Source organism: Mesorhizobium sp. M1027, assembly GCF_040318745.1.
Lineage (GTDB): Bacteria > Pseudomonadota > Alphaproteobacteria > Rhizobiales > Rhizobiaceae > Mesorhizobium.
Genome location: NZ_JAMYMW010000005.1, coordinates 111,980 through 126,630 on the forward strand (window position 1 = coordinate 111,980; position 14,651 = coordinate 126,630).

General features: G+C 61.7%; 13 protein-coding genes and 2 pseudogenes. All 15 read right to left on the reverse strand.

Translation table 11 applies throughout. The features are described from left to right. Positions 1-261: 261 nt before the first annotated feature. A complete protein-coding gene (locus NKH50_RS11485) occupies positions 262-423 on the reverse strand; it encodes a hypothetical protein (protein WP_352878755.1) in 162 nt (53 codons plus the stop codon). A gap of 155 nt (positions 424-578) precedes the next feature. Next, positions 579-863 (reverse strand): hypothetical protein, encoded by a 285-nt coding sequence (locus tag NKH50_RS11490; protein ID WP_352878758.1) that lies wholly within the window; start codon positions 861-863, stop codon positions 579-581. A gap of 335 nt (positions 864-1,198) precedes the next feature. After that, positions 1,199-2,086, reverse strand: a complete 888-nt coding sequence (locus NKH50_RS11495; RefSeq protein ID WP_352878761.1) for a universal stress protein — start codon at positions 2,084-2,086, stop codon at positions 1,199-1,201. 107 nt (positions 2,087-2,193) lie between these two features. Further along, positions 2,194-2,898: a response regulator transcription factor gene (locus tag NKH50_RS11500; protein ID WP_502906851.1), complete on the reverse strand. Its 705-nt coding sequence runs from the start codon at positions 2,896-2,898 to the stop codon at positions 2,194-2,196. A 108-nt stretch (positions 2,899-3,006) separates the two neighbouring features. Next, positions 3,007-3,486 carry a NifX-associated nitrogen fixation protein gene (locus NKH50_RS11505; protein ID WP_352878766.1) on the reverse strand — a complete coding sequence of 160 codons (480 nt, stop codon included), beginning with the start codon at positions 3,484-3,486 and terminating at the stop codon, positions 3,007-3,009. 17 nt (positions 3,487-3,503) lie between these two features. Next, a complete protein-coding gene (gene nifX, locus NKH50_RS11510) occupies positions 3,504-4,001 on the reverse strand; it encodes a nitrogen fixation protein NifX (protein WP_352878769.1) in 498 nt (165 codons plus the stop codon). Further along, positions 3,967-5,349, reverse strand: coding sequence for a nitrogenase iron-molybdenum cofactor biosynthesis protein NifN (gene nifN / locus NKH50_RS11515; RefSeq protein ID WP_352878772.1), 1,383 nt, complete (start codon positions 5,347-5,349; stop codon positions 3,967-3,969). Before nifN ends, nifX begins: the two co-directional genes overlap by 35 nt. Positions 5,350-5,356: 7 nt before the next feature. After that, complete coding sequence (gene nifE, locus NKH50_RS11520; RefSeq protein ID WP_352879112.1) at positions 5,357-6,847, reverse strand: nitrogenase iron-molybdenum cofactor biosynthesis protein NifE; 1,491 nt, start codon at positions 6,845-6,847, stop codon at positions 5,357-5,359. A 64-nt stretch (positions 6,848-6,911) separates the two neighbouring features. Continuing rightward, positions 6,912-8,453 (reverse strand): nitrogenase molybdenum-iron protein subunit beta, encoded by a 1,542-nt coding sequence (nifK, locus tag NKH50_RS11525; RefSeq protein WP_352878775.1) that lies wholly within the window; start codon positions 8,451-8,453, stop codon positions 6,912-6,914. A gap of 129 nt (positions 8,454-8,582) precedes the next feature. Next, the gene (gene nifD / locus NKH50_RS11530; RefSeq protein ID WP_352878778.1) at positions 8,583-10,085 is read right to left on the reverse strand and encodes a nitrogenase molybdenum-iron protein alpha chain; all 1,503 of its coding nucleotides are present in this window, start codon (positions 10,083-10,085) and stop codon (positions 8,583-8,585) included. Between the two features lie 97 nt (positions 10,086-10,182). After that, a complete protein-coding gene (nifH, locus tag NKH50_RS11535; RefSeq protein WP_352571098.1) occupies positions 10,183-11,076 on the reverse strand; it encodes a nitrogenase iron protein in 894 nt (297 codons plus the stop codon). Positions 11,077-11,555: 479 nt separating this feature from the next. After that, positions 11,556-12,812, reverse strand: a pseudogene (locus NKH50_RS11540) (type II toxin-antitoxin system HipA family toxin). After that, positions 12,787-13,113: a helix-turn-helix domain-containing protein gene (locus NKH50_RS11545; RefSeq protein ID WP_352879115.1), complete on the reverse strand. Its 327-nt coding sequence runs from the start codon at positions 13,111-13,113 to the stop codon at positions 12,787-12,789. Before NKH50_RS11545 ends, NKH50_RS11540 begins: the two are co-directional and overlap by 26 nt. Before the next feature lie 225 nt (positions 13,114-13,338). Continuing rightward, positions 13,339-13,516, reverse strand: a pseudogene (locus tag NKH50_RS28990) (ISKra4-like element ISMet1 family transposase); the annotation flags it as partial. Between the two features lie 57 nt (positions 13,517-13,573). Then, complete coding sequence (fni, locus tag NKH50_RS11550; protein WP_352646372.1) at positions 13,574-14,623, reverse strand: type 2 isopentenyl-diphosphate Delta-isomerase; 1,050 nt, start codon at positions 14,621-14,623, stop codon at positions 13,574-13,576. Positions 14,624-14,651 lie beyond the last annotated feature (28 nt).

Here is a 14,651-nt window from a genome sequence, read left to right on the forward strand (position 1 = left end):
TTAGCAAAGGGCGTGCCGGCGCTCTCGGTGCGCAGTAAGCGCATGATTTCGCGTTCAAAACCCTCGATCTGCCAAGATAGCCAGCTGTATTGAACCCGACATGTTTTCTGCCGGTGTCAGGTTTTGGACAAGGATCACGCGTTTCGCGTTGCCAGAAAAGCCTAGCCACGGACGACTCAACATGCATTCGGGCCGAGGGACGTGGCCGATGGACATCATGACTGCGTTGGCTACCGCCAGGCTCGTCCATCATCGTCCGCTTCACGCCACCGGCTTGAGCTTCTTGCCGTTCCGATCGCTCAGGCGATAGCGGATCTCGCCATTTGCGATTGTAAAGGGCCGCTCCATCCGAGCGCCGCCTGGTGCCCTGCCCTCTTTCGCCTTGCGATTGAATTCCTGGCTGGCGACGTCGGAGTTCTTCACGACGAAGCCCGGTCCAACTGCTGCTCGCCAATACCGCTATCGTAGATTGACGATGATGATCGTGGCGAAAAAGGCCATGATGAGTGCCGGCTGGTGAACTCTCCGGGATTTCCCGCTTTGTGTCGTTATCTTCTGTGTCCCCCTGTGCTCAGGCGCTACAGGGACCACCTTGTTCGAATGTGAGCGTTGTCGGGATTGACCACCCCCAAAGGCCGCTCGGTCGCCACGCGGGTCGGGTCGGGCAGGCTGAAAACGCTGAAGATGCGGCCGCCCTCGCCGCTGACCCGGCTACCATCCCAGGCGATGACAACGTGATTGATGCCATCGTTCGCGCCGAGGCCGGCAAGAGCCCGACCGTCCGACTCGAAGGTCGGTGCCTTGGCCGCTGCACGGTGGGTGTTCAGCTCCCGGCCAGTGGTGAGGGAATCGTGATACGCCAATACGATGCCGGCTACGGGTCCGAACTCGGCCTGCCGCGCTGAAACGACGCTCTTTCTCGACCTGACGCCGACCTGCGGAGCCCCGGTTTTGACCGCATTGAGGAGCGCCTGTACCTCTGCCGGCCGTTGGTCTCCGCGTTACGGATCATCTCGGGCGAGCAGAACCCGGAGAGCGCGCTGGAGACGTCCGGGATGTTCTCGGGCGGCGCGTGCAGATTGGCTCCGAGAAGCTTCGCGAAGCTTGCACGTTTGCCGCGATCTTTCTCCGACTTGGCATCAGGATAGTGACCCAGTGAGTAGAGTTTCGAACAGTGTCGGTGCTGCTTCGGAACCCGTCAGCGAGCCAAAAACAGCGGCAATGGCGGCTTCCCAACTATCCATCTCGTCACGCCACCGAAGAGCCGCTCGCGCAGCCGGCGGCTGCCATAAGCTCCCATGACTATCACATCGGCAGACGTGTCGATTGCGTGCTGCGCGAGCACCATAGCCACCGGTTTGCCGGCGCTCGCCAGCCGGTCAACCGACACCCGAGCACCGTGCCGAGTGAGATAGGCAGCGATGTCGGCTCCCGGCTCGGCGCCGTTTCCGGTGCAGGTCGCCTCGGGATCGACTAGTGCGACACGAACTTCCTCAGCACCGGCTAGCAGATCCAGCGCTTCCCGAACCGAACGGGACGCCTCGACTCGCGAATCCCAGCCGACCAGCACGCGCCGTGGCGACAGAGTCGCCTCAGCGCCCTCCGGCACGACAAGCACCGGCTTTCCGGTATCAAACAAGCTGCCGTTGATAACAAGGGGTCCGAGGTTAATGTCGTTGAGAAGTGCGGGGCCGACGATTGTCAGGTCGTTGCAGAGCGCCCGCTTTCGCACCGCATCACCGACGCTGGCCTGATCGCAGTTGGCAATATCGACATCATAGCACCGCCACGTGGCTCTCAGCAGTTTGTGAATTTCCCTGGATGTTGTTTCCAGTCTGGCCATGTCCTGTGAAAATCTCTCGATTTGCCTATACCGTTTTTCCAGTCTGGCAATGGCCTGTGCGCGTTGCGTAGGCCACGCGGGGATGCCATCGCCTAGCAGCGGAGGCGACATAGCGAGCGGCGGAGGCGACATAATCAGTACGGAAAGGTACGCGCCGACCTCGGCACACAAGCCGGCAGCTGTTCTGACGTCCTGATCGGGGTGGTCGGCTCCCGTCACACTGAGTACGCTTTTGAAGGCCATCTGACTGCTTCTTTCTAAGTATGTCGTACCTGTAGGCGCGTTTCGAAGCCGCAAGACTTGCCCTCAGCACGACGAAGATGGAGAGTGGCACTACATCCGTTCGCTATTCAGTCGTCCGGCTTCTCGAGCGAGTAGCCGGCCGACCTGACGGTACGAATGACGCTGCCGGGCGAGGCCGTCTTCAGCGCCTTTCTGATCCGGCTGATATGGACGTCGACGGTGCGTGCACCGATGTGGATATTGTCCGGCCAGGCCGCGGCGATCAGCTCGTCTCGGCTGAAGACCTTGCCGGGATTCTCAAGCAAATGCCGCAGCAGGTTGAATTCGATCGGTCCGAGATGGATGTCGTGGCCATTGCCGCGAACTCGGTGGGCATCGAGCTTCATCTCAAGGCTGCCGCAGCAGAGCCAGCTGCCGTTTTCGATCCCGTTTGAACCCGGCTTTGGCAGCGCCAGCTTCATCCGTAGACAGTCAAGCAGCTTGGCCGGCGCGAAGGGCCGCACAAAGCTCTCGTCAATGCCTGCCTTCCAGAGATCGAGGTGCTGGTTCTCGGCGCCGGGCGCGATCAGGGCAATAACGGGCAGGCCGCCGGTCCGGGGCTCCCCCTTGAGCCGGGCGCAGATTGTAGAGCCTGTCGCGCTTGCTGGCCCGCAGTCCAGCACTACCGCCTGGAGCTCCCGCTCATCGGCAAATGCAAGTGCTTCCTTCACCCCGCCTGCCGGCTCACTCGTAAAGCCGTCCACTCCCAGAATGTGGCTGAGGAACAGATACAACTCAGCATCTTGCGAACAGATCAGGACCAGTGGCTTCATCGGCGCTACCCCAAGAACCAAATCGGCATCGGCCGCCTCGGTTGAGTGGGCTGGCCATGGCATGTCCTCAAGGCCTGACATGATCCCCTTGCTCGAAAATCGGTTCCATCACGCCCGCGCCACCTCGGGATGAGCCTCAATGGCTGCGGTCGCATCGCCGGCCAATTTGGTACCGACCGCGGCGAGTTTGCAGAACGTCTCGAAGCCGAACCGATGGACGTCGCGCAGGGTCTTCGACAGAACGACCAACCGCCCGGCCGTGAGAAGCACGCGCCCGAAGCCCTCATGGCTCATCTCCATCATCGGCGATGCCATCAGGCCGGAGCGCTCCTCGATCGCAAGCCCGACGGCGGTGTAAAACATCTCCAGCCTCCACAGCACATCCGGATCGGGATCGCCGATGATCGGGATCGCACGGCGCTGTTCCCTGGTGATGATGAAGTCGCCTAGCAGCTCGGCGTCCGATTTGCCTTCCCAAGACCCGTGGGAATCATGAGCCCGGACCAGCCGCACGAGGCATTTGACGAACGGGGTGGCAAGGGCCGCCTCGTCTTCGGCGACAGCAGGGCTAACCACGGCGTCAGACATTTCGCCCACTCCTCATTTTAGTCCTCGACCTCGAAGGACGGTCTCTGTTCGGCGACACCTGCCTGCGCCAGCACCTTGCGCAGCCAAGGGGGAGGACACGTCCTGAGCATCATCTGCGTGCGCAACAGCACCTCTTGGATGCTTTGGGGGTGCGGCACTTTGATCGGATGAATTTTTGCCGAAACAACCTTGGCTGCCGAAGGCCCCCCGATAGCCAGACAAAACAGGAGATGACAGCCCTTCAGCGCCTCCACCTTCGGGGTGATGCGGTCGTCGCCATCAGTTCGATGCTTCCCGCTCTCGTCGGAAACGTCATCGAAGGCCACGGCTTCGACGAGATTCCACTCCTCGCGCGTCACGTCGTAGACGGCGAAGCGCCTGGCCGAACCGAAATGAGCGTTGAGGTTCATCATGTCCTGCGTGGCGATAGCCACGCGCAATGCGCCGGCTTGGCGTTCCGGCGTCGGTGCGTGAACCTCGTCAGTGACGAGCGAGAGGCGACGAACGGAGCTCATCTGGCATTTCTCGCTTACGGAGTGGATCAAGCGCCTCAGGCGTCGGCGTGTGCCGGTTGGCTTCAAAGATGTTGGCAACCTCGAAGATCAGGTCGCGGGTCCCCTGGTAGAGGATTGTGAGCTTGTGCTGACTGCCGAGGCGGTCGAAGATCGGGAAGCCGACGCGCATGAGCGGAATGCCGAGGCGCTGCGCCGCCTGGCGGCCGTGGGAATGGGTGACGAGAAGATCAGCGCCGGCGCCAAGCGCTTCCAAATCGCCGAGATCGCCAATCTGAACCGACTGCGCCGGTACTTCCTCCAAAATTTTCGACATATCGGTCGTGGTGACCGCCGCCGCGATTTCGGAGCCCATGCCGATGAAGAAGCTCGCGAGTTGGTAGAGTTGGTCTGGTTCAGCAGCGATCGCAATTTTCTTGCCTCCAAAGTGGAAATGTCCGTCGAGCAACGCGTCCTGCAACTGCGTCCGGCGACGGCGCACCTCAGCCGGCGCCGCCGCGCCCGAAACCGCGGACAGCAGCGAGACGAACCGGTCGGCGTCCTTCAATCCAGTCAGCGACCGGAACAGCACGTAAGGCACGCCGGTCAACCTCTGCAGCAGCTCGGCCGGGCGGCGCATATGCTCACCGATGACGATGCATTGCTCGGCCGTGCCAAGCTCACGGATATCCTCGACACTGGTGCCGCCATAGGTGGTCGTGATCCAGCGGTCGGGCACCCTACCGTCGAGCGAGCCGGAGACGTCCGGCAGAATCACGGGCTTCAGTCCAAAGCTTTCAACCATCTCACGTAAATGCTCGATATCAGCCACAGTGAGATTCCAGCCAGGCAGGATCACGATCTTCTTCGACTGCCGCGCCTGCTCGCCGGGACGCGTAATCCTTTCGATCATCGCGGTGACAGCCTTGGCCCAGCCCTCTTCGATCGCGCCGTCGAAATCCGGTGTGTTGGCTAGCAACACCTCCGTACCCGCGAGTTCTTCCGTGCGCGTCAGCCTGATATTGGCGATATCTCCTGCGCAGTCTTCGCCCCGGGTTTCCACCAGCGCCGTCGTGCAGACCCCGATCAGCGTTGGCTTTGTGCGGGCCTTGAGGTTGAGGATCGCCTCTTCCAGATGGTCCGCCCCGCCAAGGATCGTCGCCACCTCGTCTATCGCCGTTGTCTGCAAGGGGATGGCTTCCTTGAAATGCCGAACGAACAGCACGAGCGCAAAGCTGGTGCACCCCTGGCTGCCGTGGAACAACGGCATCGCACCGTGGACGCCAAGAAAGGCCAAGGCGGCACCCAGCGGCTGCGATGACTTCAGCGGATTGACCGCCGCCGCTTTGGTCTGGGGAAGGATGCGGACCATGGCCTCCTCAACACTCGCCGAGTTCGTCGGCCATCGTGCCGGCGAATTTCTTGAAAGCCTGGACAGTCGCGGTCTCGCTCTTTGTGCGCGGCAGTTCCTCCCTCACCGCAGGCTGGCAATCCCATGGTGCCGGCTCCCGCACCTGGCACCAGATCGGGTTATGAATGGCGAGGTCGATCTGGCGTACGAGTTCCACCATGCCGTCATAGCCGGCGTAAGGATGTTGGCGCTCCTGGTTGATATCGAGCCAGGGTGTCTTGGCCTTCAGCGCGATGAACTGCGTGCGCCCGCCCGACAGCATGATATCGGCCTTGTGTTCTGAGAGCATGGCGTAAAGCTCGCGCGCTGCCATCTGCTCGAATATGTGGTTGTCGTCCTTGAGGATCTGCTTGATGCGCTGCTTGTCTTCGACGGTCGACTTCTTGACAGAGGTGCCGACGATCTCGATGCCGATCTCCATCAGCGCATGGACGACCGACCAGGACTTCACACCGCCGGTGTTGAGCAGCACGCGCTTGCCTTTGAGCCTGGGCCGGTAGGCCGCGAGCTTCTTCCAAGCGATCGCCTCCTCCTCTGCAATCAATGCCTCGGTGCGGCCGAGGATCTCCGGATCGGCACCCTTGTTCACGAGCAGCCGAGAGATTTGTCGGAGCGCTTCCGAGGTGTCGGTGATGCCGTAAAAGGAGCCCTCGAAAAAGGGGATGTCCCACCGCTGGTCCATCTTGCGGGCGAGATTGATGAGCGCGGTCGAGCACACCATCATAGCCGCCCGCGCGCGGTGCGCGGAAGCAATGTCGAGGTAACGCGCGTCACCCGGAATGCAGGCCCGCACCCGGATCCCGAGCCGGTCAAGGAGCGGTTTCACCAGCCAGAATTCACCGGAGAGGTTGAATTCGCCAAGAATGTTGATGTCATAGGGTCCGGCGTCGTCCGGTTCTACCGTGCCGATGACATGCTCGAGCAACGCCTCGCCGGCAAGCTTGTTGCCGAGATTCTTGGAGCCGACGAAGCCTGGCGCATTGACCGGCACCACCGGTAGGCTGAACTTTTCCGCCGCGCGCTTGCAGACGGCCTCGATGTCGTCGCCGATCAGCGCCGTCACGCAGGTCGGATAGACGAAGATAGCCGGCGGCCCATACGCTTCCTTGATCTCGCGGATCGCTTTGAAGAGCTTCCGCTCGCCCCGCCCCATCACCAGGTCGAGTTCGGTGAGATCGGTCGTGAAGCTCGTGCGCCACAGCGTTGGCCCGGACGAAGCCGCACCGCGGTTGTCCCAGGAATTGCCCTCGCAGGCGAGCGGCGCATGGATCAGGTGCGCGACGTCGGTGATCGGCTGCAGCACGATCTTGGCGCCATCGAAGGCACAGCCGCCGGCCGCCGCCCCGGGGGTCAGTGGCTTCGAACAGCCCTCCTTGCGCGCCTTGGCATCCTTGCCGCGGTTCTGCTCGCAGGCAGGCTCGTTGAAGACATCCTGGATTTTGGCTCTGAGCGAGGACATTGCGTTGGTCTCCGAAGTCCCTTCGGGAAGACGAGCGGCCTCACCGAAGAGCCGGCCGCCACCCTTAGCGGGTGAGGTCATACGAATAGTCCGTCACGCCCGTCTCGCTTGTCTCGCGATCGAGCTTGTCGAAGATCTTGTCGAGGATCGTCGTCAGGACGCGCAACCCGCCTTGGTAGCCCATGAGCGCAAAGCGATGGTGATGGTGCCGGTCGAAGATCGGAAACGTCAGCCGGATCAGCGGCGTGCCGGTGTCGCGCTCCAGATACTTGCCATAGGAGTTGCCGATCAGCAGGTCCACCGGCTCGGTGAAGAGCAGCGAGCGCATGGCCCAGAGGTCCTTGCCCGCCCAGACTTGAGCGTCCTTGCCGAAGGGCGATGATGCAAGCAGTTCCTTCAACTCCGCTTCCCATGCCGAGGTGCCGTTGGTGGCGAGGCAATGGGTCGGCTCGCCGCCCGTCTCCATGATGAAGCGGGCCATGGCGTAGACAAAGTCCGGATCGCCGTAGATGGCATATTTCTTACCGTGCAGCCAGGATTGGCTGTCCGCCATGGCGTCAACAAGTCGGCCGCGCTCCAGGCGGATTGCCTCGGGGATTTGCTTGCCGGAAATCGCGGAGACCTCCATCAGGAAGTCGTCGGTCGCCTGGACTCCGAGCGGGTAATGGAACGAGGCAGTCGCCTGCCCTACCCCCTCGCAATACTCCAGTGTTTTTCGGGTGTTGTAATGCTGTAGCGAAAGTGTCGCCTCGGCATTGAGTGCCTTCCTCACGTCTTCGATCTTCGTGCCGCCGTCGTACATGCGGTATTCGCCGTCCGACGGCGTGTCGAACTGGTCAGAGGCGTCTTGGATGAAGGTATAGGAAACGCCTATCAGATCGAGCAGGCGCTTGAGTTCCCGGTTGTTGCCAACACAGAAGCCGTCGAAACCCGGAATGATGTTGATGGTTCTCTCGGCTTCCGTTCGCTCCTCGCCTTTCCAGAAATGCTCCAAAATGCCCTTGACCGCGACGTCATAGCCGTCGACATGGCTGCCGACGAAGGCCGGCGTGTGGGCGAAGGGCACGTCGAAGTCGCGCGGGACCGAGCCTTCGTCCTTGGCGTTCTCGATAAAGCTGTGCAGGTCGTCGCCAATGACCTCCGCCATACAAGTGGTCGAGACGGCGATCATCTTCGGGTCGTAGAGTTGGTACGTGTTGGCGAGCCCGTCGACCATGTTCTTCAGGCCACCGAACACTGCCGCGTCCTCGGTCATCGAGGAGGAAACTGCCGAAGCAGGCTCCTTGAAATGGCGCGACAGGTGCGAGCGGTAGTAGGCCACGCAGCCCTGGCTGCCGTGGACGAAGGACATGGTTCGCTCGAAACCGGCGGCCGCGAACACCGCGCCGAGCGGCTGGCAGGCTTTGGCGGGGTTCACGACAAGCGCTTCGCGAGCGAGGTTCTTTTCGCGGTATTCCCACGTCTTGGTGAATTCGCCTTGGTCGGTAACGACCTGGTCCGGGTGAGGACATTCGAAATTCAGCCTCTTCTCGGCGAGCATCTGCCTGTATTCCGGCTCGCGGAACAGGGGCGCGTGGTCGAGAACTTTTTCAGCCGACTGCGGCATGGGTGGTTACCTCTTCTCCATCTGGCCGCGCCATACGGCGGCACAGGGACGTCGAAACGTTTCAGGTCTCCCGCGGACAAAGGGCCACAGGCGTTCAACGGCCTCCCGGCTTCCGGGAGGCCAGGTTTTTCATTCGGCTGCGATCGCCGCCGACGGCTCGGCTTTTTTCTTCCAGGGAGCGTCGTAGAGGCCCCAGACCGGGTTGTTGATGGCCAGATCCATGTCGCGGGCGAAGATGGCGAAGCCGTCGTAGCCGTGATACGGGCCGGAATAATCCCAGGAATGCATTTGACGGAACGGTATGCCCATCTTCTGGACCGGGTACTTCTCTTTGATGCCGGAGCCCACGAGATCAGGACGGATCCCCTCGATGAACTTCTCCAGCTCGTAACCAGTCACGTCGTCATAGATCAGCGTGCCCTTCTTCACGTAATGGCCGGTGCGCTGATAATCGTCGTTGTGGCCAAATTCGTAGCCAGTGCCGACAATAACCATGCCCAGGTCCTCATATGCCGTGACAACGTGACGGGGGCGCAGCCCGCCGACATAGAGCATCACCGTCCTGCCTTCGAGGCGCGGCCGGTACTTGGCTATGACCGCATCGACCAGGGGCCGGTATTTGGCGATGACCGCCTCGGCCTTAGCCTCGATTTCCGGCCCGAAATGCTTGGCTATCTTGCGCAGAGAGGCTTCAGTCTGGGAGGGGCCGAAGAAATTGTACTCCATCCAGGCGATGCCATACTTTTCCTCCATATGCCGGCAGATGTAGTTCATCGACCTGTAGCAATGGATGAGATTGAGCTTGGCCTTCGGCGCTCGCTCTATTTCGGCCAGCGTAGCGTCGCCCGACCAGTTGCCGACCACGCGCAGGCCCATCTCCTCGAGCAGGATGCGCGAAGCCCAGGCGTCGCCCCCGATATTGTAGTCGCCGATCACATTGACATCGTACGGGCCGGCCTCGAACTGGACGTCCTTCTTCTCGAACACCCAGTCGCGGATCGCGTCGTTGGCGATGTGGTGGCCGAGCGATTGCGAGACGCCGCGGAAGCCCTCGCAGCGTACCGGCACAATCGTCTTTTCGTGCTCCTTGGCCTTGTTGCGGGACACCGCTTCGGTGTCGTCGCCAATCAGACCGATCGGGCATTCGGATTGCACACTCATGCCCTTGTTCAGCGGAAACAGTTCCTCGATCTCGTCGATGATCCGTTCCAGCTTCTTGTCGCCACCAAAAACAATGTCCTTCTCCTGGAAATCGGAGGTGAACTGCATCGTGACGAACGTGTCGATGCCGGTCGTGCCGACGTAGTAGTTGCGGCGTTGCGACCAGGAATATTGCCCGCAGCCGACCGGGCCGTGCGAGATATGGACCATATCCTTGACTGGACCCCACACCACGCCTTTCGAGCCGGCATAGGCGCAACCGCGAATCGTCATCACTCCGGGGATGGACTTGATGTTCGATTTGACCTCGCATTCGGAAAGGACCTCGCTTTCCTCGCCAGCCTCGTCGCCGCTCTTTGCGACGCTGAGGTGCTTTTTGCGACGCTTCGCCGCCTTGTCAGGATATTGCGACAGCACCTCCTCGATAAGCTTCGCATGGAGGGCGCCGTCATTCTCGTATTCCAGGCTCATGGGACCCCTTTCAAGGTTAGGGTGACGCCTCACCAACGAGGCGCCGTTCTTTGAAAGGCGCGGCAGGTCAAGGCCGCGCCTCGTTCGGCAGCGGTCGTTACTGTGCGGCCGCCTTGGCCGCTTCCTTGACCTGAAGCTCGGCAAGCATCTGCTCGTCCGTCTTCATGATGCCGAAGTCGAGCAGCATGTCCTCGAGCTCCTCCATGGTGATCGGGGTGGGGATGGTGCCCTGGCCCGAATTGTTATGGATCTTCTCGGCCAGCGCCCTGTATTCCCCGGCCTGCTTGGAGTCCGGCGCATACTGGATCACAGACATCTTCCTGAGCTCGGCGTGCTGGACGATGTTGTCGCGCGGCACGAAGTGGATGAGCTTGGAATTGAGCCTGGAAGCCAGCGCTTCGGCGAGGTCGAGCTCGCGGTCGGTTTGGCGCTCGTTGCAGATCAGGCCGCCGAGCCGCACGCCACCCGAATGAGCGTATTTCAGGATACCCTTGGCAATGTTGTTGGCGGCATAGAGCGCCATCATCTCGCCGGACATGACGATGTAGATTTCCTGAGCCTTGTTCTCGCGGATCGGCATCGCGAAACCGCCGCACACTACATCCCCGAGCACGTCGTAGGAGACATAGTCGACATCGTCATAGGCGCCGTTCTCCTCGAGGAAGTTGATCGAGGTGATCACGCCGCGACCGGCGCAGCCGACACCCGGCTCGGGGCCGCCCGACTCCACGCATTTGATGCCTTTGTAGCCGACCTTGAGCACATCCTGGAGTTCGAGGTCTTCCACCGAACCTTCCTCTGCCGCGAGGTGCAGGACCGTATCCTGCGCCTTCGCGTTCAGGATCAGGCGGGTGGAGTCGGCTTTGGGGTCGCAGCCGACGATGAGGATTCTCTGCCCGAGGTCGACAAGGGCGGCGAGGGTATTTTGGGAGGTGGTGGACTTGCCGATGCCGCCCTTGCCGTAAAAGGCGATCTGACGCAAACCTGACATGTAGCTTTCCTTCCTTCGTTCCATTCATCGCGGCTGCCGCGACACGAATGCCGGTCGGGCAGCTGTCGCCGCCTCGCACCCAAGGTTTCAAGACTCGTGCCAATTTGGCTCGTCGAATCGAAGAATAATTTTGTGGTTGTTTTTCAGGTATTTAGCTTGAAGCCGCAGAAAGGATCGTCGGAACAAGCCGTGTAGCGGACCCGACAATGGCGACACAAAGCGTCGGATCGCGATCCTCAGTCACGCATTCGTTCGGACCGCATCGTTGTGTTGAGGTGGGCGAACAGCATCTCGACCCTCTTGCGTTTTTGCGGGATGCTGCGAACTCTCCTGTTCCGGCGAGCTGACGTGCTTGGTCTCGCGTGCCCTCATCGACACTGCGCGGAATCTTGCGCCACGCTGGCATACCTGCGAGCCACCGCCAGCAATTCGGGGCTGCGGGCGATCATCCGCAATATCATCAACCCAAGAGGCTCGGCTCACTTATCGGCGCAGGAGTTCAGTATCGGCGTCATCGCCTTCACATGTTCGTCGATCCGCTCGAGCACTTTCGCCGCGACAACGTCGCGCTCAGGCAGATGCCACCAGTGCTCGTTGACGAGTTCGACGGTCTCGACCACTGCCTTCAGGACTGCCGGCTCCGGAAGCCTTGCACGGTTCGCGAATGCTTTCCATCGCGGTGCTGCTAGCGCCTTGAACGAGCGCTCCCCTCCAAGCGAAAGCGCCATGGCGTCGGCGGGAATATATGGCACGGTCGACAGAACGTCGTAGATTGGTGCAAGCACCGGCTTGTCGCCGTTGCCGGGATAAATCAAAGACCAGTTCTTCAGGTGCATGTCGCCATGGCCGGTGATGACCGTCAACACCAGAAGGCGGACGAATTCGAGAGCCGCCGTAGGCGAGACGGCTACGCCAAGGGCCAAGGCTATGTCGTGATAAGCGGCCCCCTCATTTTTGCGCGAGGGATAGACACCGAAGACCTGAGCGAAATCCTCGATGTGTATCCTCTCGCCATCGGCGCCGCGATCGAAGCGTTTGACAAGAAGGACCTTGCCCTCCTACAGCGTGTTGAATTCTTCGGGAACGCCCTCAAAATCGGACTTCTCGACCAGTTCGCATTCAGGAACCTCCATGCCGATCGCTGCAGCCAGCGCCAGGTTGGCGAATTCGTTCTCGGAAACGCCCGGAAACGCCGCCGAAGGGAACTTGGCGATGTACCGGCCCTGCTCGTCGTCCATCGGCAAGGTAAGGCCACCGCCTTTTCCAGTGTTCTTCATGACCGACAGCTTCATCTGCACGCCGGCAAGTGAGAACCGTGCCTTGGGCTTATCTTTTGAAGCATCCTGCGAAACCGCTATCGCGCCGTCACTGGGCAACGCCCGTACGGCTCCCGGCAGATCGGCGCCCAGCGCCGCTAAAAGATCGAAATCATTGCCTGGCCGGACAATGCCTTCGTGGTGCTTTTCCATCGCCTCGCGCAATTTCTCCTCCGGCAGTAGGTTCGCGAAGAAAGCGGGCAAGGCGCCCGCCAGAGGCTTCGGATCTTTCCGCAATCCTCCCGTCGCTGCCCGGAACGACAGGCTGAAAACCGGAAAGCCGCCCGTCGCGCGGTAGGCCTCATCGAAGTTGAATGCATTGAAATCGCCCGGCGTCCTAACGATTGTGCCGACCTTCAGTGCGTTCAAGAGCACGTCCAGCGACGGGATCGTCTTAGCGGGGCGAAAAACTGGAGCCATGATCGTCATCGTCAGGTTGAGGAACAAAAGCGGGTCGATCGTCATCATCATTCGGACGCAATAGAGCCTGGACAGCCGGCACCATGACTTGCGGAACCATCATCATTTCCAGACCGAGTGCGCGAGCGATATTCATGAGCGTCGTCGCACGCGCCGCTGCGGCTCCCTTTTCGATGTCGCGATAGCGGGGACGGGATATACCCGCCAAATCAGCGACCTGCTCCTGCGTCATGGCAGCGGCCAGCCTCGCCTGCCTGAAAAGCCGACCGATTTCGCGCAGAATTTCCGATTCAGATGCCATCATGATACCTATACGATCAATTCCAATGCGCGATGATACGCAAAGGTATCTCATTGCTCCGGTGAGTGCGATATGAGCCCAAGGGACCGGTGCGACCTGGGAGAGCAACTCGGCGGGATATCGATGCCCTGGCTGCGGACATAATCGACAGCGCAGCTGAGATAGACGGTAAAGCGCGTAGGCTATTGGCGGCCCGTTCAGTTCTGGCTGTCGGAAAGGCGCCCGAAGCCGGTTGCGAAGTTCGCCGTTGATCTCCGCCGCCCGGAGCTGCACGAGCATATGCGCACCGTGAAGTGACCAGCGCATCTGCTGCTTCTTGACCATACGTTTCCCGACGACTGAGTTCACCGCCGACTCGGCGAGAGTGGTGGCGACGGCGAAGCCCAGCCCGGTAGCGCTTTCCATCCTTTCTGACTCAGTAAGACTAGGCGCCCGCCGCCACGTGCGGGCGACGCTGGCATCAACCGGCGGGCAGATGCGCCGAGGGCAACAAGCGCGCCTGACGCAACGCCGCCAGATCAGCCGAGCCGGTGCAGAAGCAGGCGACGGCCAACTGGCGGATGACGATCTCGAAATGCGCGACAACCGCCTCGGTGGATACCGTAGCCGCTCGCAGCACGCCGGCCGCCTGCCCGGCGATGTCCGCGCCCAGGCGGATGGCCTTGGCCACGTCGACGCCGTCGCGGATCCCGCCCGACGCGATCAGCTTCACCTTTGGCAGCGCCCGACGTACCGCCTGCACGCTGGCCGGGGTCGGAATCCCCCAATCGGCGAACGCCATCGCCACTGCACGGTCGGCGGCATCGCGGGCGCGCTCGCCCTCCACCGCGGCCCAACTGGTGCCGCCGGCGCCGGCGACATCGATCACCGCCACGCCCGCCTCGACGAGCGCACAGGCCACCGGGGCGGATAGGCCCGACCCCACTTCCTTGGCCACGATCGGCACGCCCACGCTGCGCGCGGCGCGAGCGATCTGCGCCAGGACGCCGCGCCAGTCGCGGTCGCCCTCCGGCTGTACCGCTTCCTGCAGCGGATTGAGATGGACGATGAGTCCATCGGCCTCCAGCGCATCCACCGCCCGGCGCGCCAGGTCCAGGCCGTCGGCCTCGCGCAGTTGCGCGGCGCCGATATTGGCCAGCAAGGGAATGTCTGGGGCCAGGCGGCGCAGCGTGCGCGTCAGCCCCTGGGAGTTGCGGGATTGCAGGCTCACGCGCTGCGAACCGACGCACATGGCGATCCCCAAGGCTTGCGCTGCCTCGCTCAGATGCCGGTTGATGGCCTCGGCGCGTGGCATGCCGCCGGTCATGGAGCTGACCAGCAGCGGCGCGCGCATGGTCTTGCCCAGCAGCGAGGCGCGCAGGTCGATCTGCGTCAGGTCCAACTCGGGCAATGCGCAGTGTTCGAAACGGATGTACTCCCAGCCGGCGGCGACCGTGGCCGGCGCCGTTCGCTGATCCAGCACGATGTCCAGATGGTCGTCCTTGCGCCGGCTCAGGGCGGTGTCGCTCATGCTCGCTCCATCCGTCTCATCGGGCGAC

Coding starts and splice junctions, on each gene's coding strand:
- NKH50_RS11495 (WP_352878761.1), bottom strand. CDS start 2,086: ATGGCCTTCAAAAGCGTACTCAGTGTGACGGGAGCCGACCACCCCGAT.
- NKH50_RS11500 (WP_502906851.1), bottom strand. CDS start 2,898: ATGAAGCCACTGGTCCTGATCTGTTCGCAAGATGCTGAGTTGTATCTG.
- NKH50_RS11505 (WP_352878766.1), bottom strand. CDS start 3,486: ATGTCTGACGCCGTGGTTAGCCCTGCTGTCGCCGAAGACGAGGCGGCC.
- nifX (WP_352878769.1), bottom strand. CDS start 4,001: ATGAGCTCCGTTCGTCGCCTCTCGCTCGTCACTGACGAGGTTCACGCA.
- nifN (WP_352878772.1), bottom strand. CDS start 5,349: ATGGTCCGCATCCTTCCCCAGACCAAAGCGGCGGCGGTCAATCCGCTG.
- nifE (WP_352879112.1), bottom strand. CDS start 6,847: ATGTCCTCGCTCAGAGCCAAAATCCAGGATGTCTTCAACGAGCCTGCC.
- nifK (WP_352878775.1), bottom strand. CDS start 8,453: ATGCCGCAGTCGGCTGAAAAAGTTCTCGACCACGCGCCCCTGTTCCGC.
- nifD (WP_352878778.1), bottom strand. CDS start 10,085: ATGAGCCTGGAATACGAGAATGACGGCGCCCTCCATGCGAAGCTTATC.
- nifH (WP_352571098.1), bottom strand. CDS start 11,076: ATGTCAGGTTTGCGTCAGATCGCCTTTTACGGCAAGGGCGGCATCGGC.
- NKH50_RS11545 (WP_352879115.1), bottom strand. CDS start 13,113: ATGGCATCTGAATCGGAAATTCTGCGCGAAATCGGTCGGCTTTTCAGG.
- fni (WP_352646372.1), bottom strand. CDS start 14,623: ATGAGCGACACCGCCCTGAGCCGGCGCAAGGACGACCATCTGGACATC.